Origin of the sequence: Nocardia sp. NPDC058666 (assembly GCF_042714895.1) — a bacterium.
Classification (GTDB): domain Bacteria; phylum Actinomycetota; class Actinomycetes; order Mycobacteriales; family Mycobacteriaceae; genus Nocardia.
Genome location: NZ_JBHXRY010000003.1, coordinates 259404 through 280126, shown reverse-complemented (window position 1 = coordinate 280126; position 20723 = coordinate 259404). Strand labels below are relative to the sequence as shown.

The 20723-nt window shown below is 65.3% G+C and carries 19 protein-coding genes; 11 read left to right on the top strand and 8 right to left on the bottom strand.

Going from position 1 to position 20723, the window contains the following annotated elements:
* Positions 1-216: 216 nt before the first annotated feature.
* The gene (locus ACFWVD_RS10700; RefSeq protein WP_379241796.1) at positions 217-576 is read left to right on the top strand and encodes a hypothetical protein; all 360 of its coding nucleotides are present in this window, start codon (positions 217-219) and stop codon (positions 574-576) included.
* Positions 577-603: 27 nt separating this feature from the next.
* On the opposite strand, the gene ACFWVD_RS10695 is transcribed toward ACFWVD_RS10700, so the two are convergent.
* The 4 genes from ACFWVD_RS10695 to ACFWVD_RS10680 form a co-directional block, all read right to left on the bottom strand.
* Complete coding sequence (locus ACFWVD_RS10695; protein WP_379241795.1) at positions 604-1191, bottom strand: hypothetical protein; 588 nt, start codon at positions 1189-1191, stop codon at positions 604-606.
* Positions 1192-1296: 105 nt separating this feature from the next.
* The gene (locus ACFWVD_RS10690) at positions 1297-1854 is read right to left on the bottom strand and encodes a hypothetical protein (RefSeq protein WP_379241794.1); all 558 of its coding nucleotides are present in this window, start codon (positions 1852-1854) and stop codon (positions 1297-1299) included.
* 356 nt (positions 1855-2210) lie between these two features.
* The gene (locus ACFWVD_RS10685; protein WP_379241793.1) at positions 2211-2825 is read right to left on the bottom strand and encodes a hypothetical protein; all 615 of its coding nucleotides are present in this window, start codon (positions 2823-2825) and stop codon (positions 2211-2213) included.
* 260 nt (positions 2826-3085) lie between these two features.
* The gene (locus tag ACFWVD_RS10680; protein ID WP_379241996.1) at positions 3086-3601 is read right to left on the bottom strand and encodes a hypothetical protein; all 516 of its coding nucleotides are present in this window, start codon (positions 3599-3601) and stop codon (positions 3086-3088) included.
* Between ACFWVD_RS10680 and ACFWVD_RS10675 the strand changes: the two genes are divergently transcribed.
* Positions 3504-4283 (top strand): TetR/AcrR family transcriptional regulator, encoded by a 780-nt coding sequence (locus ACFWVD_RS10675; RefSeq protein WP_379241987.1) that lies wholly within the window; start codon positions 3504-3506, stop codon positions 4281-4283. The two genes, ACFWVD_RS10680 and ACFWVD_RS10675, sit on opposite strands and share 98 nt — an antisense overlap.
* Positions 4284-4437: 154 nt before the next feature.
* Here the strand turns inward: ACFWVD_RS10675 and ACFWVD_RS10670 are convergent, their stop codons facing one another.
* Positions 4438-4890 carry a nitroreductase family deazaflavin-dependent oxidoreductase gene (locus ACFWVD_RS10670; RefSeq protein WP_379241792.1) on the bottom strand — a complete coding sequence of 151 codons (453 nt, stop codon included), beginning with the start codon at positions 4888-4890 and terminating at the stop codon, positions 4438-4440.
* 471 nt (positions 4891-5361) lie between these two features.
* Here ACFWVD_RS10670 and ACFWVD_RS10665 point away from each other — a divergent pair, with 471 nt between their 5' ends.
* Entirely contained in the window at positions 5362-6171 is an 810-nt protein-coding gene (locus ACFWVD_RS10665; protein ID WP_379241791.1) for a GNAT family N-acetyltransferase, read from the top strand.
* Positions 6172-6236: 65 nt separating this feature from the next.
* Here the strand turns inward: ACFWVD_RS10665 and ACFWVD_RS10660 are convergent, their stop codons facing one another.
* Positions 6237-6707: a DUF3995 domain-containing protein gene (locus ACFWVD_RS10660; RefSeq protein ID WP_379241790.1), complete on the bottom strand. Its 471-nt coding sequence runs from the start codon at positions 6705-6707 to the stop codon at positions 6237-6239.
* Between the two features lie 734 nt (positions 6708-7441).
* Here ACFWVD_RS10660 and ACFWVD_RS10655 point away from each other — a divergent pair.
* Together ACFWVD_RS10655 and ACFWVD_RS10650 are read left to right on the top strand one after the other, a co-directional pair.
* The gene (locus ACFWVD_RS10655; RefSeq protein ID WP_379241789.1) at positions 7442-8263 is read left to right on the top strand and encodes a hypothetical protein; all 822 of its coding nucleotides are present in this window, start codon (positions 7442-7444) and stop codon (positions 8261-8263) included.
* Positions 8264-8380: 117 nt separating this feature from the next.
* A complete protein-coding gene (locus ACFWVD_RS10650) occupies positions 8381-9286 on the top strand; it encodes a GNAT family N-acetyltransferase (RefSeq protein WP_379241788.1) in 906 nt (301 codons plus the stop codon).
* A gap of 10 nt (positions 9287-9296) precedes the next feature.
* Here ACFWVD_RS10650 and ACFWVD_RS10645 read toward each other — a convergent pair whose 3' ends face one another.
* Together ACFWVD_RS10645 and ACFWVD_RS10640 are read right to left on the bottom strand one after the other, a co-directional pair.
* Positions 9297-9875 (bottom strand): hypothetical protein, encoded by a 579-nt coding sequence (locus ACFWVD_RS10645; RefSeq protein ID WP_379241787.1) that lies wholly within the window; start codon positions 9873-9875, stop codon positions 9297-9299.
* 348 nt (positions 9876-10223) lie between these two features.
* Positions 10224-12401 carry a malate synthase G gene (locus tag ACFWVD_RS10640; RefSeq protein WP_379241786.1) on the bottom strand — a complete coding sequence of 726 codons (2178 nt, stop codon included), beginning with the start codon at positions 12399-12401 and terminating at the stop codon, positions 10224-10226.
* Positions 12402-12628: 227 nt separating this feature from the next.
* Between ACFWVD_RS10640 and betT the strand changes: the two genes are divergently transcribed.
* The 6 genes from betT to ACFWVD_RS10610 all read left to right on the top strand — a co-directional run bounded on the left by betT (position 12629) and on the right by ACFWVD_RS10610 (position 20718).
* The gene (betT, locus tag ACFWVD_RS10635) at positions 12629-14749 is read left to right on the top strand and encodes a choline BCCT transporter BetT (protein ID WP_379241785.1); all 2121 of its coding nucleotides are present in this window, start codon (positions 12629-12631) and stop codon (positions 14747-14749) included.
* 9 nt (positions 14750-14758) lie between these two features.
* The gene (locus ACFWVD_RS10630; RefSeq protein ID WP_379241784.1) at positions 14759-16273 is read left to right on the top strand and encodes an aldehyde dehydrogenase family protein; all 1515 of its coding nucleotides are present in this window, start codon (positions 14759-14761) and stop codon (positions 16271-16273) included.
* Positions 16270-17823, top strand: coding sequence for a GMC family oxidoreductase (locus ACFWVD_RS10625; protein WP_379241783.1), 1554 nt, complete (start codon positions 16270-16272; stop codon positions 17821-17823). Before ACFWVD_RS10630 ends, ACFWVD_RS10625 begins: the two co-directional genes overlap by 4 nt.
* A 263-nt stretch (positions 17824-18086) precedes the next feature.
* Positions 18087-18629, top strand: a complete 543-nt coding sequence (locus ACFWVD_RS10620; protein ID WP_379241782.1) for an HNH endonuclease — start codon at positions 18087-18089, stop codon at positions 18627-18629.
* Positions 18626-18880 (top strand): WhiB family transcriptional regulator, encoded by a 255-nt coding sequence (locus ACFWVD_RS10615; RefSeq protein ID WP_379241781.1) that lies wholly within the window; start codon positions 18626-18628, stop codon positions 18878-18880. Before ACFWVD_RS10620 ends, ACFWVD_RS10615 begins: the two co-directional genes overlap by 4 nt.
* Positions 18881-19053: 173 nt before the next feature.
* Positions 19054-20718: a VWA domain-containing protein gene (locus tag ACFWVD_RS10610; protein ID WP_379241780.1), complete on the top strand. Its 1665-nt coding sequence runs from the start codon at positions 19054-19056 to the stop codon at positions 20716-20718.
* The last annotated feature ends 5 nt before the right edge of the window (positions 20719-20723 follow it).

Genomic DNA, 20723 nt, shown 5'->3' with positions numbered 1-20723 from the left:
CGGCCGCGATCAGGTTCCGTACCGGCTGTTCTCGATCGCGATCCCGGCGCAACGGAGTTCCCCCTCCGGCGACCAGTACTCGCAGGTTCGGGCGAACTTGCGCTTCTGCTCGAGGAAGAGCGGAAAGCGGCGCGGGGTTCGTTCTAACCACCCCCACCGACAACGAAACCGCATGCGCCCTCGCGCCCCACTTGTGGTGGGGCAGAGTAGGCCGCAATGATCCTGTACCGAAGTCTCGAACCCATAGACCGGGAAGACGGTGTCGCCCAACTCGAATCGCCCGACAGCACGGCGGTCGTCGATGCGATCCTGCGTTTGTCGCTACACGACCCCGATGGCAGCTGGGTTACCACGCGGGCGGTGTCCCTGCTTTCCAGTCGCGACAGTGCTGTGCGAGGCGCCGCAGCAACCGCTCTCGGCCACGTCGCTCGCATCCATCGGAGTATCGACACCGACCTCGTCGTGCCGGCTCTACGGAACCTGTTGGGTGACAACGAGATCGTCGGCCGGGTGGAGGATGCGCTGGACGACATCGCAGTCTTCGCTACGCCGAGCGATTCAGATTCTCAACCGTAGTTGCGCGCGGACAACGCTAAGGCCCGCTCAATCCATGGTGTAGTCGGCGACGAAATCGTAGCGGTACCAACGCCCGTCGAAGGGCGTGTAATGCGTGGAGTTCGCGGGCTCGGCGACCGGCTCCACACTGGGCGGAAAGTAGGCCAGCCCATCACGACCCATTCGATCGCCGACTCGGAAATGGCACGCGCCGTTGCGATTTCGAGCCATTTCCTCGACCAGGAACACACCGACCCACTGCGGCCTCGCCATCCGCTCACACTGTTGCGCGGCAGCAGTCATCCTGGATTCGGACACCAACCAGGCCGCCCGCTCCGGTAGATGCAAGAGCGCCGCCACCACCCCACAGACAACCATCACCGGCTGGATCACCAACAGCAAGTGCCCGCCGGCCTGGGTCGAAGTCTCTCCGGCGGACAGCACCATCCACCAGATCGCAGTCCCCACCACAACGGGAACACCGTAATACCAGGCAACAAACCCGGGCGACACAGCCTCGCTGACCAAGATCCCCACCACAGCGGCACCCGATATCACCGCCGAAATCCCCACCGAGACAGCAGCAGACCGTACCTGCCGCCGTTCTCGCCGCTGCAATTCCCGCACCGTCGCCATCCCGCGAGCCTAACGCCGCGCACGATCCACTAAGGATCCGAGACGTTCTCGCACGTCTGCGAGGGTGGGTTGACGGGCATAATCCGGCCCACCGGCTCGGTCGGCTCAGTCATGCATGATGGGCATGGTGTACCGGTACCAGTTCGGGGCGAAGGGCTCATACACGTAGCGGTAGGGCTGCGGTGGCCCGTCCGGCGGCGTCGTTCCAGGAGCGAAGTAGGCCACGCCGCCGTTGGTGGCGTACCGCGAGAACCCGCACCCTCCGTCGGACCGGTGGACGTAGTCGACGTACATGACACCGAACCAGTCACCACCGCTGTCGGAACAATCCTGTGCGGCCTGCGTCAACGACCCCTCCGACAGCCACCAGGCGAGCCGATCCGGCAACCCCGAAAAGACCAGGCCGGCACCGACCGCCACCACGATCGGAGCGATGGCAACTGCCCGATATTGCCGAAACTTGGCGCAGCCGATCGGAGCGAGCACCATCCATGCCACCCCGGCAACGAACAGCAGAGCGCCCGCTACCAGCAGGGCGAGCAGATCGTAATCAGTGACGAGCTCGAACAGCAGCACCGCAATCCCGAGGCAGGCCACCACCGTCGTCGCCCGCATTGCCAGCTGCCACACTCGCGGCGTCTCGACCCCTACCGCTTTCGTCACGACCAGCAGCCTAGGTTAGCCAGATTGGGGCACATAGCCGACCACGCGTGTCATTCCTCGAAGTGGGCAACAGTTCGGTTGTCGCTCCCTCCATTGTCGGTTCGTGCGGAAAATCCCTGCTCGCCACAGGTACTCCGGTCGCCGCGTCATAGGCCCAGATCTGAGCCCAGTGTTCACCGTTTCGCTGGCAATCCAGGCGTCGATAGACGGTGTCGTCGGTGTGCACCTGGTCGCTATACGGGTTCAAGTCGGCGTCACCGCCTGGGCATCGGGCCAGGTCAATCTTGGTGCGCCACATCACGGTTCCCGAGCGCGCATCGTAGCGCGCGATATGTGCAGATGGAACCGCCACTAGCTCAGGCGAAATGAACCAGACCGAAATAGCTAGGGACGACGCGCGCTTGGTAGACGGCGATCGCCGCGTAGGCGACACCGAACACGACGAGTACCGCGGCAGAGCTGATGCGCACACGTCGGATCCTCGTTGCGGGATCAGCTGGCCCGCATAGGCATTCGACGACCAGGGGTGCAAGCACAACGAACGCGGCGACCACTGAAGTCTGCACGGCTGACCAGAAGACCCTAGCGGGGTCGAAAGTCTGCCACAGGTAGTGCTGGGCGAGGCCGGATGTCACACCACCTGCCCATGACGCGGTATGGAGCGAGATAGACAAGGTCACAGACGCGGTCGCCCACCAGAACAACGCGGTGGTGACGAGCGTAGCGAGGATGCAGGCGACCCAGGTCGCCGCCATGCGGCCACGTGTCGCCCCGGTGTGAATCAGCGCCGAGCAGGGCACGGTGACGCCGAGTGCTACCGCAGCGGCAACAGTGATCGGGGTCAGCATCGAAAAGACGTAGAACGACGCCGCCACCACCCCTATCGGAGCGCCGGATTCGTTCCACCACCATCCCGACGACACACCGATGACACCCGCGCCAACTATCGAAAGTAACACGAGCACAACCACTGCCGAGGCGACAGCACGAGCGACAGGTCGACGTGGGGCGGCTTCGGCATGCGGCCGCAAATCCACCGGCGGTGCTGAGTTGATCACTCGGACAATGTATTCGACGTCGGCTTGTTCGCGAGCGATGATGGGCGGTAGCGGGCATCAGCTACGGCACCCCAGACGATTCCCGTCAGCTGCTCCAACAGCTCGAAGACGTAGTCCTCATCGAGCGGCTCGGGAGCATCCTCCTCTTCAGGAATTCCGTCAGTGATTCGGTGCTAGCTGCGGGACTCCGCGAGTGCAACAAACTCGTCAACAGCGATCGGGATTTCTTCGCCGAAGATACTCTCGAGCACAGGCAGCGAGATGATCGAGAGCGGGCCTCGTGCCTCGAGTTCCCACGTCACGTCATAGCAGCCGTCGGTGTTCAGCTCGATCCGGTGATGCCAATCGGTATGGGTCCACAGCAGGCTCTCGAATCGGTCCGTATATCCGTTCTTCGGGTCTACCTCGATGATCCTGTATTCGATCGGGCCCCGTCCTTCGACTTCGACCGTCCCGGACGTACCCGCCTCAAAGGGTCCGTCCACGTTGATGTACTCCAAGCCCTTGTCCCATTCGACGCGCTCGGGCACGTTGGCCCACAACTCCCACATCACGTCTCGGTCCGCACAGGTGGATCGAGTCACCGTGACGATGTGGCTGTCGCGCAGGCTGCCGATGGTGGCGAGCAGCGCAACGGCGGCGAGTGGGATGCCCACGAGGGTCAGGACGACCTTCCGGCGTCGAGTCATGACAGGGTTCTCCTCGGCTGGACTGCGGAGTGATCGCCTCCGGTATTGTCGCCCTGTAATCGTACATACGTGTGGCACAAGCGTGCAACACGAACGTGCAAGGAGGTTGCGCATGCGTGGAGACAACCGGAGCGCGTTGTTGCGCGGGGCCCGAACATGTCTCGACGAGAGTGGGTACGCTCGAACTCGTGCCCGTGATGTCGCGTCGGCTGCGGGAGTGAGCACGGCGGCGATCGGCTACCACTTCGGCACCACCGATGCTCTGCTTATCCAGGCTTTGCTGGACGGCTTGGAAGAATGGTCGGTAGTCCTTGACCAAGAACTGAACGCCCTTCCCGACGCAGACTTCCCAGAGCATCTTGCGAACGTCTACCGATGCGTTGTCCAGTCCTTCGAGGGGAACCGCGGTGTCCTCGCTGCTTCGTTCGAGTTGATGGCTCAGGCCGATGACAACGAGCAGGTCCGGCAGCAACTACGGCACGCTGTCGAGCATGCGCGGTCATCGCTCGTCAGCCAGATTCTTCGTATAGATGCGGACACTGATCAAGTGCGGGTGTTCGGCACGGCCGGCTACGCGATGCTCAGCGGCCTCATCGTTCAGTGGCTCGTAGACCCGGACAACCTACCCACACCTGAAATGGTGAGCGCGCAGCTGCTGCGGTGGAATGCGATGGGCAGGTAGCCCGCTTGTCCGCCAAGTCGATCTCGCCGGTCACCGCATCGAACGCCCGATATTCGAGCCCGCGCCAGCTGGCCAGAACTACTGCGCCGTCGTCAACGTGGCTTTGGTGGTGAAGTCTGGAGTCGGTTGGTGTCGTCGTGCTATTCGGTGTGAGCTAGGGGTGGGCGTCGATGCGGAAGACTGCAATTCGGTCTGCGGCCTCAGCGACTGCCTGCGGGGTCGGGTCCTCGACCAAGCCGGTCGTGACCAACAGCTTGGCGACTCGTGGGTGGCTGTTCTCGATGTGGTCGTGCAGAATCGGCCGACGTTCCTCGACGGGCAGCTCGACCAACTTCACGACCGAGGATCGACGGCCTCGCGAGAGGGTGACAGTCTGCGCTGCCCGAACGTTCGCGACCCAGGCTGCTTTCGGGTAGGCCTGGAAGATGTAGCGTCGCCCTGCGATGGGAATCACCCCGATCGCCGTGATACGTGGCTGGCCGGTTCGGCGCCCGGTCGTGGTGATCAGGTGGTGTGGTCCGAGGGCTATTCCCATCTTCTGCAGTCTGATGATCACCTTGTTGAACTTCTCGACGTTGCGGCGAAATTGCTCCGCGGTTTGAGCCATGATTGTCTTCCTCCCCGCCAGACCTTCTCGTCTGGACTGCTCACCTCGGCTGATCGGTCGGCCGAACGCGAATAACGTGCGACAGCACCAGCCAGTGATGGCGCTCCGTCCGCCGACGATGGTGTCGCTTCACCGACCTCGACTGTTACTCACTTGCAGCCGAAGAGCTTGTGACTGTTCGTATTCCAGCGGCGGGGCGGGGGTAGCTTTTGCCAGCTCGGGTGCGGGCGAGTCGGTAGGAGTCCGTGCCTGTTTCGACGACGATCGCGAGTCCAGGTCCGTCGTCAGTAGCCACAACCCACCGATACGCACGCCATCGACGTTGATGATCCGTGAACCTTTCTGCGCCAAAACCATTGGTGAATCCAACGCCGCGACGTCCACCCTTGTCGAGCGCTTCTCCCCGGTGGACAGCGTTTGCTGACGTCCCGTTCGCTCGCACTGCAACGCCGCGTCGAATATGGTTCGCGCATGTTTCCCACGTGGCGAATCGCGTATGTCGCAGCGGCTATTCAGCAAGCGCCCCGAGATGCCGTGGCTCGCGGGCTGGCGAGTTGGATCGTGACGGTCGGGGCTCCGGCGGTGTTTCTCGGGATCGTGGTTACGGTCGAATCACGGTCCGCCGCAGGGGGACTCATTATCGTCTTCTGGGTGGCGCTCATGGTCGGGGTCCTGCTCGTCGCGGGCGGGCTTTGGGCGTGGCGGGTCAGTGGGATCGTCGATAAGGAAACGAGCGCGCTCTACAACGTACTGGGAGTGGTCGAGACCGCACGGCTGGTGCTGCGCCCACCGGTACCGCAGGACGCGGTTGCGCTCGCCGCCACGATCGATCCGCAGATGCTCACCGGGAACGGGTGGACCGAACGCGAGGCTCGGGCAATGGTGAAGTCCGTCAGGTCGGGGTACCCGACGCCCGGGCTGCTGGTGTTCCAGGCGTGCTCGGACGGCGCCCTAGTAGGTGGCGCAACCGTGCACCCGAGTGAAAGTGACCCTTCGGCGCGAACTCTCGGCTGGTGGATCGGACCACGGCACCGGCGCGCCGGCTATGCCACCGAAGCGGTGGCCGCGCTGGTCGAGGCGATCCACGACGCCGGTTTCGCCACCGTCGAGATCGGTACGACCGAGTCGAATCTCGCGGTGCAACGCATTTGCGACAAGATCGGTGCGATCGAAAAGGACCGGCGCGCACAGCCATTGCCGAACGGATCGGTCGTCCCAAGCATCTGGTACGCACACCGGCAGGCGTTGACCACTACTTCCGTCGAAGAAATGCTCCCCTGACCCGCGCGTGCTTTCACGCTGGCGGCGCCAAGGAGATTTCGTTCATGCGGGGAGAGCGATCAGCCCTAGTCGGCGGCGGCGCTCTTCGCAATCCCGCGCCCAGCCGCGATGAAAACCACCCCACCGAGCATGAACCACGGATTCCACAGCACCAGACTCCACCATGTCTGATGCGACCCGACCTCGCCACGAACCCCGCCCACATCCACCGCCAGCGCGACCTCGACCAACACACCACGAACCAGCAACACCACCCCGGCCAGCCCAATCAGCCATCCCATCACCCGACGCCGACGACGCGACATAGGTGCCACTGCCGCCACTCCAACGAACACAGCACCCACCAGCAGCGCACCGCCCACGCCCCACAGGCCGACCGCGACGAACATCGGCGGACGACGAGTCGCTAGATCAGCACCCGCCGACGACGCCAGCCCCACGGACCCGCCCAAGGCCCAGAACACATGCACTGCCGCGAACACACAACTCCACGCGACCGCAGCGATTACGGCCCATCCCCCAGCGGACTGCCTCACCTGCTCCCCCTCCGTCGATTCTCGATCCCGTTCCTGCGCAACAGCATCCGCCCCACCGGCTCGACCTGTCCAGGTTGCCACTCAGTCGTGCATGACGGGCATCCTGAACCGATCAATGGCCAGCTCGTTGTGAACGCCGCCCCGAAACCACGCCACCAACTGCGGATCCAGCGCGTGGTTCGCGTTCTGGTCGATGCGGTACCCGCGGACTCGCTAGTACTCGACGGAGTCGGCGTAATCATCGGAGACGACGAACCGATCCCGGATGCCCTGGTCACCAGCACCCACTGAACGGGTCCTCCCCCACCGACACATCGCAGCAGCGTTGGGTGTATGAGTGGTGGAACCGCACACGGCGGATTCTCGTTGCGGGCTCAGCTGGCCCGCATAGGCGTTCAACGACCAGGGGTACGAGCACAACGAACGTCACCAACCGCATCCAGGGTCTCTGGGCGTGGCGGCTCCCGCCGTGGGCGGTCGTGCATCACACGGGCCGGTAAGCGGTACCGGCTCGTCGACCCGCGGGTCGTCCCGGCGTCGGAGATCACCGCGAAGGGCATCGCCGACGTCTAGACCCGGGCTGGGAAGTCGACGCTAGTCGCCACGCTCGGCGAGCGCGTGTAGTCCTCGACGGACGATACCGGGCAGGTTCCGCGCCGGGCTGCAAAGATGAAGCCCTGTCCGGTGATTCACCGAGCAGCCGCACATTTCGCGCCTTCAGTTGGAGCTCGGCCATGCAAGAAGACAGCCCTGTCCGGAACTGGCTCTACGCCCTCGGCACCGGAGTGGTATCGCTGATTTTCCTCGCTGGCAGCGCACCGGGTTATGACGAAGTCCTCGTCTTCGACGACCAGGTCGTGCAGTCCTACGACACCTGTATCACCATCGGCAGTGGGGGTTCCTCGGAGAGCGATTGCGACGAAGTCGCCACGCGCGAAACACGATACGAAGAGGCATCGCCGTTCGGATACCTGATAGCGGCGGCGTTCGCACTGTCCTCCGCCTTCTCAGTGAGAGAAGCGCTCAAGGGCAGGAATCCGGCATCGCCGGGACGCGGAGAGACGCTGGCGCCTCCCCCGCTGCCGTTGAACGCAGGCGTATCGCAGTCACCGCAGCCCGCTCCTCAGCTTCGAAGTGCGCCCATCGCGGCACCGAAACCCTCAGCGGAACAAACCGTTTCGTCGTACACGCTGCCCCTGAGCGGCTCCGTGCGAGTCGCGCTGCGTATGCGGTCATCTGCCCCACCCGCCAACGCCCGCGACCTGGGCCTGACGCTGACCGTCATGAACGGCCAGATCCTGCACAACGGCCAGCGCACGGCCACCACCACGCTATGGAGTAACGACCTCACCAACGGCACCACCGTCGAATTCCACGCAACAGGCCCCGCCCCGATCGCCAGTTTCACCCCGGTCCGCCTGGATTCGAGCACCGGCCAGACCACCGCGAACACCAACGGCGTCCGCGTCGAAACAGGCACACCAACCCTGTTGCACTGCAACACGAATGGACATCACTCGACTGCGGAGTTCGTGGTCGAGATAGCCCAATCCTGACCGCGGGACGAGCCGGCATTCGAGGTGATCTCCGGAGACGGCATCCGCTGGTCGATCACTGACGCATAGTTGCCGATGAGACCGACCTGTGCGAACGACGGCCATAGGATGGAAGCGATGACCACCCTCACCACACCGACTGCTGCTCGGCTCGCCGGGATCACCAGAACGCTGAGTGAGTGGCAGACCGCCGACTGGAAGGGATTCCTGCATCCCGGAGACCTGGGTTGGAACTCGATGGCCGGGGCCGAGAAATCCGCCGCGGACCTGCGGTGCTGGACTGCGGATGGGACGGTCGTCGCGATCGGCATGTTCGACGGCGAGGATCTGTTCCGCATGGCGATGGACCCCGCAGCCCTCGACGACGACGAACTGGCGCGCCAGATCGAAGCCGATCTCACGAGCGGACGCGTGCTCCCCGCCGGGACGGTGACCGTCGAAGCCCGCGGCGCGCTCGCACTGCGGAAGCGGCTGCGCGCCCGAGGGTGGAACGAGGGTGAACCCTGGACTCCGTTGCGGCTCGACCTGCGCACCCCCGTCCCCGCGCATCCGCGCGACGCGGCACTGCGAGTCGAGGAGATCGGCCTCGACCAGGCAGACGACTGGATCTCGGTGCACTGGTCCGCATTCAAGGGAACACCGCCGAGCAGCGACGACAGGCGCAGGCTCGTCCACCGGTGGACAACCATGGCAACAGGCCCGTTCGCACACCTGGCCCACCACCTCATCGGCTACGACAACGCCGACCAGCCCGTCGCCGTCACCACCGTCTGGACAGCCGGAGACGGACGCCCCGGCCTCATCGAACCGATGGGAGTGCACGGTGCGCACCACGGCAACGGTTACGGCACGGCCATCACCCTCGCCGGGGCGCGGGTTCTGCAGCAGCACAGCGCTTCTGCCGCAGTCGTCGTCGCCGAGAACTCCACCGCAGGCGCCCTCGCCACCTACCTCGCAGCCGGATTCACCGCGAGCGAACCCGTCACCGACCTCATCGGGTCCGTCACCCAACGGCATCCCTGATCCGGCGCAGCTACTTTTCTCGGAAGCAGTAAGCGACGCCGGTGCGCTTGTCGATGAAGTTCTTGCTCTTGACGCGTATGTACTCGATCTTGCCGGCGTAGTCGTCGTCGGCGATCGGTGGATCACACACGGCTACGTCGCTGATTCCAGAAAGGGTCCGGTCCAGTCGGAACGAGTCGGGATCGGTGCAGGAGGCGTCGTAGATGTTGATGGCCAACCTTGGCACGTAGCAGCGTCCGGCGGTCAGGTTCGGGCCGGCGCAGCCGTGCGCCACGCCGAGGGAACCGTCTTTGAGACCGGTGATGATCAGCAGCGTTTCGTTGTCCATGCATGTGACGGTCTTGCCCCCGTCGCCCGAGACGATCTCGATCACCTTGACCTGGCTCGTCGCTGCAGGGTCGGCACAGTCCATCACGGTGATCGGTCCGTGCTGCACGAATTCGTGGATCTTGGCGCAGTCGCCTACGGCCGGCAGTTGCGGCGTGGTCGTGTCGAGCTTGGGGTCAGCGATGCCGGCCGTCGGTTGAGCTTGCCCGGTCACGGTCGTGCCGCACGCGGACACCTCCAGCGCTAGGACCAGCGCAGCCACTACAGTGCCCCCGATCCGCGCGAGCTGAGACGGACGTGATGGCCACCGCGGCTGTGTGATTCGCATGGTGTACATCATGCCGACTGGTGCGCTTCGCCGATGCCGAGGTCATCGAGTGCGACCATCAGCGCTCCCGCTTCCAGGTTGCTGTCCCACGGAGTTTCGGTGCGCAGCAACGACTTCGCCGCGTTGAGCGATGTGTGACCGTTTATGTGACCGTTTTGAGCGTGACACGCCGGTATTCGACGTGATTTCCGGTGACGACGAAGGCCCCGCATCGGATTTCTCCGACACGGGGCCTCGAGCGAAAAGTACTGCTACAAGCTACTTTTCAATCACAGCACGTCACTACTTCTGCGCGGCCTTGAACTCACGACGGCGCCGGTGCAGGATGGGCTCGGTGTAACCATTCGGCTGCGAACTACCTTCCAGCACAAGCTCTTTCGCAGCCTGGAACGCGATGTTGTCATCGAAGTTCGGAGCCATCGGCGTGTAGGTCTTGTCGCCGGCGTTCTGACGATCGACAACAGGTGCCATCCGCTCGAGGCTGGCGATCACGTCGGCCTCGGTGACCACACCGTGGCGCAGCCAGTTGGCGACCAGCTGGCTCGAGATGCGCAGGGTGGCACGGTCTTCCATCAGGCCGATGTCGTTGATGTCGGGGACCTTGGAGCAGCCGACGCCGTGGTCGATCCAGCGGACGACGTAGCCCAGGATGCCCTGGGAGTTGTTGTCCAGTTCCTGGCGCTTCTCCTCGTCGGTCCAGTCGGTGGACTGGGCGAGGGGGATTTCCAGGATCTGGTCGACGGTGGCGCGGGGGCCGCCCTTGGCGATCTGGGACTGCTGCTTGAACACGTCCACCAGGTGGTAGTGGGTGGCGTGCAGGGTGGCGGCGGTCGGCGAGGGGACCCAGGCGGTGTTGGCGCCGGACTTGGGGTGGCCGACCTTCTGCACGAGCATGTTGGCCATCAGGTCGGGCATGGCCCACATGCCCTTGCCGATCTGTGCCTTGCCGGGTAGGCCCTTGGCCAGGCCGGTGTCCACGTTCCAGTCCTCGTAGGAGGTGATCCAGGTCTGGGCCTTCATCTCGGCCTTGCGGACCATCGGCCCGGCCTCCATGGAGGTGTGGATCTCGTCGCCGGTGCGGTCGAGGAAGCCGGTGTTGATGAAGACCACGCGGTCCTTGGCGGCTTCGATGGAGGCGGCGAGGTTGACCGTGGTGCGGCGTTCCTCGTCCATGATGCCGACCTTGAGGGTGTGGCGGGGCAGGCCCAGCACGTCTTCGATGCGACCGAACAGCTCGTTGGTGAAGGCGGCTTCGGCGGGGCCGTGCATCTTCGGCTTCACGATGTAGACCGAGCCGGTGCGCGAGTTCAGGCGGGTGTTGTCGCCGTTGAGCGAGTGCACCGCGATCAGCGAGGTGATCAGGCCGTCCATGATGCCTTCGCCGATTTCGTTGCCGTCGGCGTCGAGGATGGCGTCGGAGGTCATCAGGTGGCCCACGTTGCGCACGAACAGCAGCGAACGACCGTGCAGGACCAGTTCGGAACCGTCGAGCGCGGTGAACACGCGGTCGGGGTTCATGGTGCGGGTGAAGGTCTTGCCGCCCTTGGAGACTTCCTCGGCGAGGTCGCCCTTCATCAGGCCCAGCCAGTTGCGGTAGCACACGACCTTGTCGTCGGCGTCGACCGCGGCGACCGAGTCCTCGAAGTCCATGATCGTGGTGAGCGCGGATTCCAGGACGATGTCCTTCACGCCCGCGGTGTCGGTGGAACCGATCGGCGAGGTGGGGTCGATCTGGATCTCGATGTGCAGCCCGTTGTGCTTCAGCAGGATCGAGGTCGGGTTCTCGGGGTCGCCGAGGTAGCCCACCAGCTGCGACGGGTCGGCCAGGCCGATGTCGGTGCCGTCTTCGAGGCCGATCTCGAGCTCGCCGTCGACGATCTTGTAGTAGGCCGAACCCAGGTGGGACCCGGTGATCAGGGTGACGGCGTCGTCGAGGAAGTTGCGACCCCACTCGATGACCTTGTCGCCGCGCACGCGGTTGTAGCCGGTGCCCTTGTCGGCGCCGTTGGCCTCGGGGATGGCGTCGGTGCCGTAGAGCGCGTCGTACAGCGAACCCCAGCGCGCGTTGGCGGCGTTGATCGCGAAGCGCGCGTTCATCACCGGCACCACCAGCTGCGGGCCCGCGGTGGCGGCGATTTCGGCGTCGACGTTCTCGGTGCTGATCTGGAACGGCGCGGGCTCGGGCTGCAGGTAACCGATCTCGGTCAGGAACTGCTTGTAGGCGCCCTTGTCGTAGTCGGTGCCGGTGTTGTCCTGGTGCCAGGCGTCGAGCTTGCCCTGGAACTCGTCACGCTGCGCCAGCAGCTCCCGGTTGCGCGGGGCGAGGTCGTTGATGACCTGCTCGGCACCGGCCCAGAAGGCGGCGGAATCTACGCCGGAACCGGGGAGCGCCTCGTTCTCGATGAAATCGTGGAGAACGCTCGCCACCTGGAGCCCGCCGACCTGAATCCGCTCTGTCATCTACTGCCTCACTTTGGTGAAAACCGGGTGGGATAAGTCGATGTCATGTTACCCGTGGGTAGAGGTGACACCTCGTGTGGGTGGGAACGCCTCGCGGCGCCGCACCATTCCGACACACCGTGTCAGGGTGTGCCGGGTCACCGGTCGATTGTAGTGGCGTCGCGCGGACACGAACACGAGGTCCGACGTCCCTGATCCGGCGGTCGGCACGAACTAGCCTTCCACGCATGGGTGGCGCCGGGAACGACGACAGTACTGACCGAACACCTACCGAGACCCCGGTACATCCGGTTGCTGACCGGCGCTCGGTCAACAAGCCCGTGTTCCTCACCGCGGCCGGCATCGTGCTCGCCTTCGCGATCTGGGCGCTGATCTCGCCGTCGAGCGCGGAGACCGTGGTCAGTGAGGTGAAAACCTTCATCTCGACCTGGTTCGGCTGGTGGTATTTCGTGCTCGCCACGGCCATTCTCGGACTCGTCGTCTTCCTCGGCGCGAGCAAGTACGGCCGCTACCGCCTGGGCCCGGAGGAATCGCGTCCCGAATACAGCCTGTTCTCGTGGACGTCGATGCTGTTCGCGGCGGGTATCGGCATCGACCTGATGTTCTTCTCCGTCGCGGAGCCCGTCTACAACTACCTGCACCCGCCGTCGGGCCCGCCCGAGACCGATCAGACCGCCCGCGACGCCGTGACCTGGACGATCTTCCACTACGGCATCACCGGCTGGGCAATGTACGCGCTCATGGGCGGCGCGCTGGCCTACTTCGCGTTCCGACACAATCTGCCGCTCACCATCCGGGCTGCGCTGTACCCGATTTTCGGGAAGCGGGTGCACGGACGGTGGGGCGACGCGATCGACGTGGCCGCGGTGCTGGGCACCATCTTCGGCATCGCCACATCCCTTGGCATCGGCATCGTCCAGCTCAACTACGGGTTGCACGAACTGTTCGGGGTCTCACAGGGCAAGGCGGCGCAGATCGGGCTGATCGTGCTGTCGGTGATCATCACGACGATCTCGGCGACCACCGGCGTGGACAAGGGCATCCGCCGGCTGTCCGAACTCAACGTCATCATGGCGATCGCGCTGCTGATCTACATCCTGGTCGCGGGCCGCACGGACTTCCTGCTCAACGGCTTCACCCAGAACGCGGGCGACTACATCTCCACCTTCCTGGACCGCACGCTGAATACCTTTGCCTGGGAACGCAATCCGGAAACCGCGAATCAACCCTCGGCCTGGCTGGACAGCTGGACGCTGTTCTTCTGGGCGTGGTGGGTGGCGTGGGCGCCGTTCGTCGGACTGTTCCTGGCGCGTATTTCGCGCGGAAGAACGTTGCGCCAGTTCATCTTCGGCGTGCTGGTCGTGCCGTTCAGTTTCACCGTGCTGTGGATTTCGATCTTCGGCAACAGTGCGTTGGAAGTCGCGAGAAAAGACAAAGCGTTCGCCGAACAGACCGCTGCCAGAGCCGAATTGGGCTTCTACTCGCTGCTCGAGCAGTACCCCGGCGCGACCTTCCTGCTCGCCATCGCCACCATCACCGGGCTGCTGTTCTACGTCACCAGCGCCGACTCGGGATCTCTGGTGATGGGCAATTTCACCTCGAAACTGCCCGATCCGATGGCCGACTGCGCGCGCGGCACCCGCATCTTCTGGGCGGTCGCGATCGGCGTGCTCACCCTGTCGATGCTGTTCGCGGGGTCCGGCGGTTCCATCACCACCCTGCAGAACGCGACCATCATCATGGGGTTGCCGTTCTCGTTCGTGCTGGCGCTGATCGGCGTGGCACTGCTGCGGTCGCTGCACAACGAGTCGTACAAAACCGACAGTTATCGGGCGGCGCTGCCCCATGCGATCGCGGCGGGGCGCGGGCCCAGCGAACAGACCAGTTGGCGACGCAGACTGTTGGGCACGATCCACTATCCCGGCGCGGCGGCCACCCGCAAGTTCATCCTCAACACCGTGATCCCGGCGATGCGCGAGGTCTCGATCGAGTTCGCGAAAATGGGCGTCACCGCCACGGTCGACGAATCCGACGTCAACGAAGGGCTGCCCGCACCCCGGCTGATCGTCGATCAGGCCAACGAGCCCCGGTTCGAATACGGCGTGTACCCGGTCTCGGCACCCGCACCCAACTACGCGGTGCTCGCGCAACGTTCCGACGACCGCTACTTCCGGTGCGAGGTCTACCTCGCGGAAGGTTCGCAGGGGTATTCGCTCAACGGCTACACCAAGGAACAGACGATCGGCGACATTCTCGACCAGTACGAACGGCACCTGGGCTACCTGCACCTGCGGCGCGCGGCCACCGACAACCACGACCCCGAAGCGGCCACCGACAGCGAACTGTAAAGGACATCCATGAGCGAGACCCTCTACATCGATGGAACCTGGCGGGCGGCCGCTTCCGGCGCCACCCGTGAAATACGTTGCCCGGCAGACGATTCCCTGGTCGGGGTCGTGGCGGAGGGCGGTGCCGAGGACACCTTGGCGGCGATCGCTGCGGCCCGGCGAGCCTTCGACCACGGGCCGTGGCGCGAAACCTCGGCCGCTGAGCGAGGTGACCTGCTCCTGCAAGTCGCCGACGCGATCGATGAGCGGCGGGAGGAGTTCGCCAACGCCGAGACCCTCGACACCGGCAAGCGGCCCTACGAATCCGAGATCGACATGTCCGATATCGCGAACTGCTTCCGGTACTTCGGCAAGCTCGCCGCCGACGACGCGGGCCGGGTGGTCGACGCGGGTTCGCCCGATATCGATTCCAAGATCGTGTACGAACCGGTCGGGGTGTGCGGGCTGATCACGCCATGGAATTACCCGCTGCTGCAGGCGGCGTGGAAGATCGCGCCCGCGTTGGCGGCGGGCAATACGTTCGTGCTCAAACCGGCCGAACTGACCCCGCACACCGCGATCCTGCTGATGACGGTGCTCGACGAGCTGGACGTGCCTGCGGGCGTGGCGAACCTGGTGCTCGGTGCGGGGGCGACCGCGGGAGCGCCGCTGTCGGAGCATCCCGACGTGGACCTGGTGTCGTTCACCGGCGGGCTGGCCACCGGCAAGATCATCGCGCGCGAAGCGGCCGCCACCGTGAAGAAGGTGGCCCTGGAACTGGGCGGCAAGAACCCGAACGTGGTGTTCGCCGATGCCTGCGACACCGATGAGCGGCTGGCGGCCAGCGTCGACAACGCGTTGAACGCGGCGTTCCTGCATTCGGGTCAGGTGTGTTCGGCGGGCGCGCGGCTGGTGATCGAGGAGTCCGCGCACGACCGATTCGTCGACGAACTGGTCCGCCGCGCCGAGCAGATCCGACTCGGACTGCCCTACGCCGAGGGCACCGAAGCCGGGCCGCTGATCTCGTCCGCCCATCGGGACAAGGTCAACGCCTACGTCGAGCAGGCGCGCGCCGACGGGGCGGTGATCCGCACCGGCGGCGCCTTCGCCACCGGCGACGAAGGGTCGGGAAACCTCGACAACGGCTGGTTCTACCTGCCCACGGTCATCGACGGCGCCACCCGCGACATGGCGTGCGTGCACGACGAAGCGTTCGGGCCGACCGTGACGGTGGAGACGTTCACCACCGAGGACGAGGCCGTGACCATCGGCAACGACACCGAATACGGTCTGGCGGCCGGGGTGTGGTCCAGCGATGCCGCGCGGGCGCGTCGCGTGGCGGCCCGGTTGCGGCACGGCACGGTGTGGGTCAACGACTTCGGACCCTATCTGCCGCAGGCGGAGTGGGGCGGGTTCGGCCGGTCGGGTGTCGGGCGTGAGCTCGGGCCGTCCGGATTGCACGAGTATCGGGAGGCCAAGCACGTGTACGAGAACCTCCGGCCGGGTGTCACCGGCTGGTTCGCCGTTCGGGAAGGACAGGCATGACCGCATACGATTACGTGATCGTCGGCGGCGGTTCCGCGGGTGCGGCCGTGGCGTCCCGGTTGTCCGAAGACCCTTCTGTCACAGTCTGTTTGCTCGAAGCGGGACCGTCTGATGTCGACGATCCGGCCATCTTGCAATTGGACCGCTGGATGGAACTGCTGGAATCGGGTTACGACTGGGATTACCCGATCGAGCCGCAGGAGAACGGCAATTCGTTCATGCGGCACGCCCGCGCCAAGGTGCTGGGCGGTTGTTCCTCGCACAACAGTTGCATCGCGTTCTGGGCGCCGCGTGAGGATCTGGACTCGTGGGAGAACGATCACGGCGCGACTGGGTGGGGTGCCGATTCGGTGTATCGGCTGTACCCGCAGATCGAGACCAATGACGCGCCCGGCGAGCACCACGGACGTAGCGGACCGGTCAACATCATGACGGTGCCGGCGAACGATCCGTGCGGTGTCGCCCTGCTGGATGCCTGTGAAGAGGTCGGCATTCCGCGCGCGGAGTTCAACGCCGGACGCACAGTTGTCAACGGGGCCAACTTCTTTCAGATCAACAGCCGCACCGACGGCACCCGTTCGTCCTCATCGGTCAGCTACCTGCACCCCAATCTCGACCGCCCGAATCTGACCATTCAGACGGGCGCGTGGGTGAAGAAGATCGTGATCGAGAACGGTCGCGCCGTCGGCGTCGACATCACCGACAACGCGTTCGGCCGCACCACCCGGATCGACGCCAACCGCGAAGTGATCCTGTCCGCCGGTGCCATCGACTCGCCGAAACTGCTCATGCTGTCGGGCATCGGACCCGCGGATCACTTGCGCGAGAACGGAATCGACGTGCTCGTGGACTCCCCCGGCGTCGGCGCGCACCTGCAGGACCACCCGGAAAGCGTGATCGGTTTCGAAACCACTCGACCGATGGTGGACAGCTCCACGCAGTGGTGGGAGGCGGGGATCTTCACCCCGACCGAAGACGGCCTGGACCGACCGGACCTGATGATGCACTACGGCAGCGTCCCGTTCGACATGCACACCCTGCGCCAGGGTTATCCCACCGCCGAGAACACCTTCTGTCTGACTCCGAACGTGACCCACGCCCGCTCGCGCGGCACCGTGCGGTTGCGCTCGCGCGACTTCCGCGACAAGCCGAAAGTCGACCCGCGCTACTTCACCGACCCCGAGGGCCACGACATGAAGGTGATGATCGCCGGCCTGCGCAAGGCCCGCGAGATCGCCGCGACGGAGCCGCTGGCGGACTGGGTGGAACGCGAGCTGTATCCGGGGCCCGACGTGCAGACCGACGCCGAGCTGGCCGACTACATCCGCCGCACCCACAACACCGTCTACCACCCCGCGGGCACGGTCCGCATGGGCGCGGTCGACGACCCGATGAGCCCCCTGGACCCAGAACTGCGGGTCAAGGGCGTGCAAGGGCTGCGTGTAGCCGACGCGTCGGTGTTCCCCGAGCACACCACGGTCAACCCGAACATCACGGTCATGCTCGTGGGCGAACGCTGTGCGGAACTGGTCGCGGCCGACCGAAAATAAATCAGCCGACATTTCGGGCGGCATGTGTCACCATCATTTCACGCAGGTGATTCGCAGCGGGCGAGGAACCGAGAGCAGCATCGAGAGGAGGAGACGGCCGTGAAACAGCAAGCGCCACAGCGACAGTGGGAAAAGACCTATCGCCGCGCGGATTCGGTCCATCGCGCGATGCGCCTGGATATCGATGGCTTCGGCCGTCTCCTGTTCGTGGCCTGACCGGCCCGCCTCCCGACGTTCGCTTCTTCCGAAACATGGTGATTCCCATGCTGATTCGTCATGCCGTCGACTCGACGGTGCCCGCTTCCGACACCTGGATACGCCAACGCGTGCTCGTGCTCAATGCCAGCTACGAGGCACTCGACGAGATCACCGCCGATCGCGCGGTGACATTGCTGATCAGCGGTGCCGCCGAGACCGTCATCGAGCGCGTGCCGCACTTCCCGATCCGGTCGCAGCACCTGGTCATCGGGTTGCCGGAAACGATCCGGTTGGTGCGCTACGTGTACTTGGCGCACGTCGAGCCGATCGGCGACGACAGCCGCGCCACGTTGGCCGGTGTATTGCGCCGCGACAAGCACCGGTGCGGCTACTGCGCCGACTGGGCCCACACCGTCGACCACATCCGCCCACGTTCCAGGGGCGGCCCCAATACCTGGAGCAATCTCGTCGCCTGCTGCGCCCCGTGTAATTCGGGCAAGGCCGACCGCACGCCCGAAGAAGCGGGGATGCGGTTGCTGTGGGAGCCCAAGGCTCCCGACCCGCTTGCCCGCAAGCAGCGCCGGATCTGGAAGGAGTACGCGCCATGACCACCACCGACCTCGCCCTGACCGAACTGCTGACCCTGTCCGATTCCGGTGAATGGCATCGCGCCGCCTGCCGGGGCGATCCGAACCACGAGGCGTGGTTTCCGTACCCGTCGCAGGACTTCGACTACGCCCGCAAGATCTGCGCCGACTGCCCGTTGCTCGCGGGGTGCACCGAGTACGCGGCGCGGACGGGTCAGTCGGGGGTGTGGGGCGGTCGTGAGTACGACCGTGGTCGCGTGATCCGTGCTTGACCGGCTGAGCCGGGTGTCGCTGGGCACCCGGCTCGGCTTGTTTCGGCACACGGTGCAGGGTTGCGGGTGCTGCCTCGCCGGGGCTGATCACGCAGACGCACGCTGTGACCTGCGATGATCCGCATTTGTAGGCGCTGTGCTGCGGTTGTGCGGGATGTCCTTAAACTTGCCGCGTGGGTACGCATCGCAATGGGACCAGTTCTCGAGGCATCAGCAAGGGTCCGGTGATCGCGGTAGCGGTACTCGTGCTGGTGATCGTCGCCGTTTTCGCGTGGTTCCAGCTCAGTGATCGCGCGGATTCGACCGACGTCGCGGCTGCCGCGGAGTGTGTCGAGGGGGCCGCGACGCTGGATGTCACGGTCGATCCGGCCGTGTCCGGTCCGGTCGAGGCCGCGGCGCAGCGGTTCAACGCGAGCAAGCCGCGAGTGCGTGATCATTGCGCGCAAGTGCAGGTGGCGGTTCGTCCGTCTGGTGCGGTCGCCGCTGGTCTGGCCGATCTCGCGAAGTGGGATCCGAACCTCGGTTCGAAGCCGGGACTGTGGATCGCGGACTCGAGTCGCACGATCGAGCTGGTGCGGGTGCCCGGTCTGATCGAGGGCACGCCCGCCTCGATCGCGACCAGTCCGATCGTGTTGGCCGTGCCCGATGCTGTGCGCGCGGCGCTGGAACAGCATCAGATCACCTGGGCCGACCTGCCGCGTCTGCAGCAGGGGTCGCTCGACGAGATCGGGTTGTCGGGCTGGGGTGGGCTGCGGATGGCGCTGCCCACCGGTGACGCGACCACCGCCGCGGCGGCCTCGATCGGTGCCGCGATCTCGGGGACTGAGCCGTTGACCGAGCAGGCGGCTGGTTCCGGTCAGGTCGTCGCCGCGATCTCCAGCCTGGCCGCGGACGCGCAGACACCCGCGGACCTGATGACCGCGATGTCGGCGATCACCGCCGCCCCCACCGGCGACGTGCACGCGGTCGCGGCCACACAGCAGCAGCTGGGCACCGGTGGTCTCACCGCGTACCGGCCCGTGGGCAGCGCGCCGCTGGCCGACTATCCCGCGGCGCTGCTGTCGGGTGACTGGGTGGACAAGACCCAGAATCTGATCGCGTCGCGGTTCATCGATTTCCTGCGCGCACCCGAGCAGGCGGGCGCGCTGGCCACCCAGGGTTACGGTCCCGCGATCGGTTCCGCCCCGGCGAATCCGCCGCGCGCCGCACTGGAGAAGGTGCAGGCCACCCTTGCCAACCCGGTGCTGGGCGTGAACGCCACGGTGCTGTTGGACGTGTCGTCGTCGATGAGCACCACCGACGGGTCGACCACCCGCTTGAAGAACTCGATCGCCGCGGTCGCCTCGACCTTGCAGGTGATGCCGCCCGATTTCGGTCTGGGTTTGTGGACGTTCGGGAAGAACCTCGTCGGCACCGATCCGTACAAGGTGCAGGTGGCCACCGGGCTGCTCACCGATGCGCAGCGCAACGCCGTCGGGTCGGCGGTCACCTCCGTGCAGCCCAGTCAGGTCACCGCGGACCAGGCGTACCCGACGCTGCTCGCGGCCTACCGCGCCGCGGTCGCGGGCTACTCCCCCGGTCGCACGAACTCGATCCTGCTGATCACCGATGGTCCCGACGACGATTCGACCCTGACCGGCACCGCCCTGGTCAACGAGATCACCGCGGCGACCAACTCGGCGAAACCGATCCGGATCGACATCATCGTGGTCGGCGGCCAGGGCACCCAGACCCTGCAGGCCCTGGCCGAGCAGACCGGCGGCACCTACACCAAGATGCCCACCAGCAACGACCTCGGTTTCGGCACCGCGGTGGTCAAGGCCCTGACCACACCCTGATTCGG

What these genes read in the sequence shown, in the direction of transcription:
- betT (WP_379241785.1), top strand. Translation starts at nt 12,629, where the DNA reads ATGGGTGGCGCCGGGAACGACGACAGTACTGACCGAACACCTACCGAG.
- ACFWVD_RS10620 (WP_379241782.1), top strand. Translation starts at nt 18,087, where the DNA reads ATGCTGATTCGTCATGCCGTCGACTCGACGGTGCCCGCTTCCGACACC.
- ACFWVD_RS10680 (WP_379241996.1), bottom strand. Translation starts at nt 3,601, where the DNA reads ATGACTCGACGCCGGAAGGTCGTCCTGACCCTCGTGGGCATCCCACTC.
- ACFWVD_RS10665 (WP_379241791.1), top strand. Translation starts at nt 5,362, where the DNA reads ATGTTTCCCACGTGGCGAATCGCGTATGTCGCAGCGGCTATTCAGCAA.
- ACFWVD_RS10695 (WP_379241795.1), bottom strand. Translation starts at nt 1,191, where the DNA reads ATGGCGACGGTGCGGGAATTGCAGCGGCGAGAACGGCGGCAGGTACGG.
- ACFWVD_RS10625 (WP_379241783.1), top strand. Translation starts at nt 16,270, where the DNA reads ATGACCGCATACGATTACGTGATCGTCGGCGGCGGTTCCGCGGGTGCG.
- ACFWVD_RS10675 (WP_379241987.1), top strand. Translation starts at nt 3,504, where the DNA reads ATGTGGCTGTCGCGCAGGCTGCCGATGGTGGCGAGCAGCGCAACGGCG.
- ACFWVD_RS10650 (WP_379241788.1), top strand. Translation starts at nt 8,381, where the DNA reads ATGACCACCCTCACCACACCGACTGCTGCTCGGCTCGCCGGGATCACC.
- ACFWVD_RS10640 (WP_379241786.1), bottom strand. Translation starts at nt 12,401, where the DNA reads ATGACAGAGCGGATTCAGGTCGGCGGGCTCCAGGTGGCGAGCGTTCTC.
- ACFWVD_RS10670 (WP_379241792.1), bottom strand. Translation starts at nt 4,890, where the DNA reads ATGGCTCAAACCGCGGAGCAATTTCGCCGCAACGTCGAGAAGTTCAAC.
- ACFWVD_RS10655 (WP_379241789.1), top strand. Translation starts at nt 7,442, where the DNA reads ATGCAAGAAGACAGCCCTGTCCGGAACTGGCTCTACGCCCTCGGCACC.
- ACFWVD_RS10615 (WP_379241781.1), top strand. Translation starts at nt 18,626, where the DNA reads ATGACCACCACCGACCTCGCCCTGACCGAACTGCTGACCCTGTCCGAT.
- ACFWVD_RS10630 (WP_379241784.1), top strand. Translation starts at nt 14,759, where the DNA reads ATGAGCGAGACCCTCTACATCGATGGAACCTGGCGGGCGGCCGCTTCC.
- ACFWVD_RS10700 (WP_379241796.1), top strand. Translation starts at nt 217, where the DNA reads ATGATCCTGTACCGAAGTCTCGAACCCATAGACCGGGAAGACGGTGTC.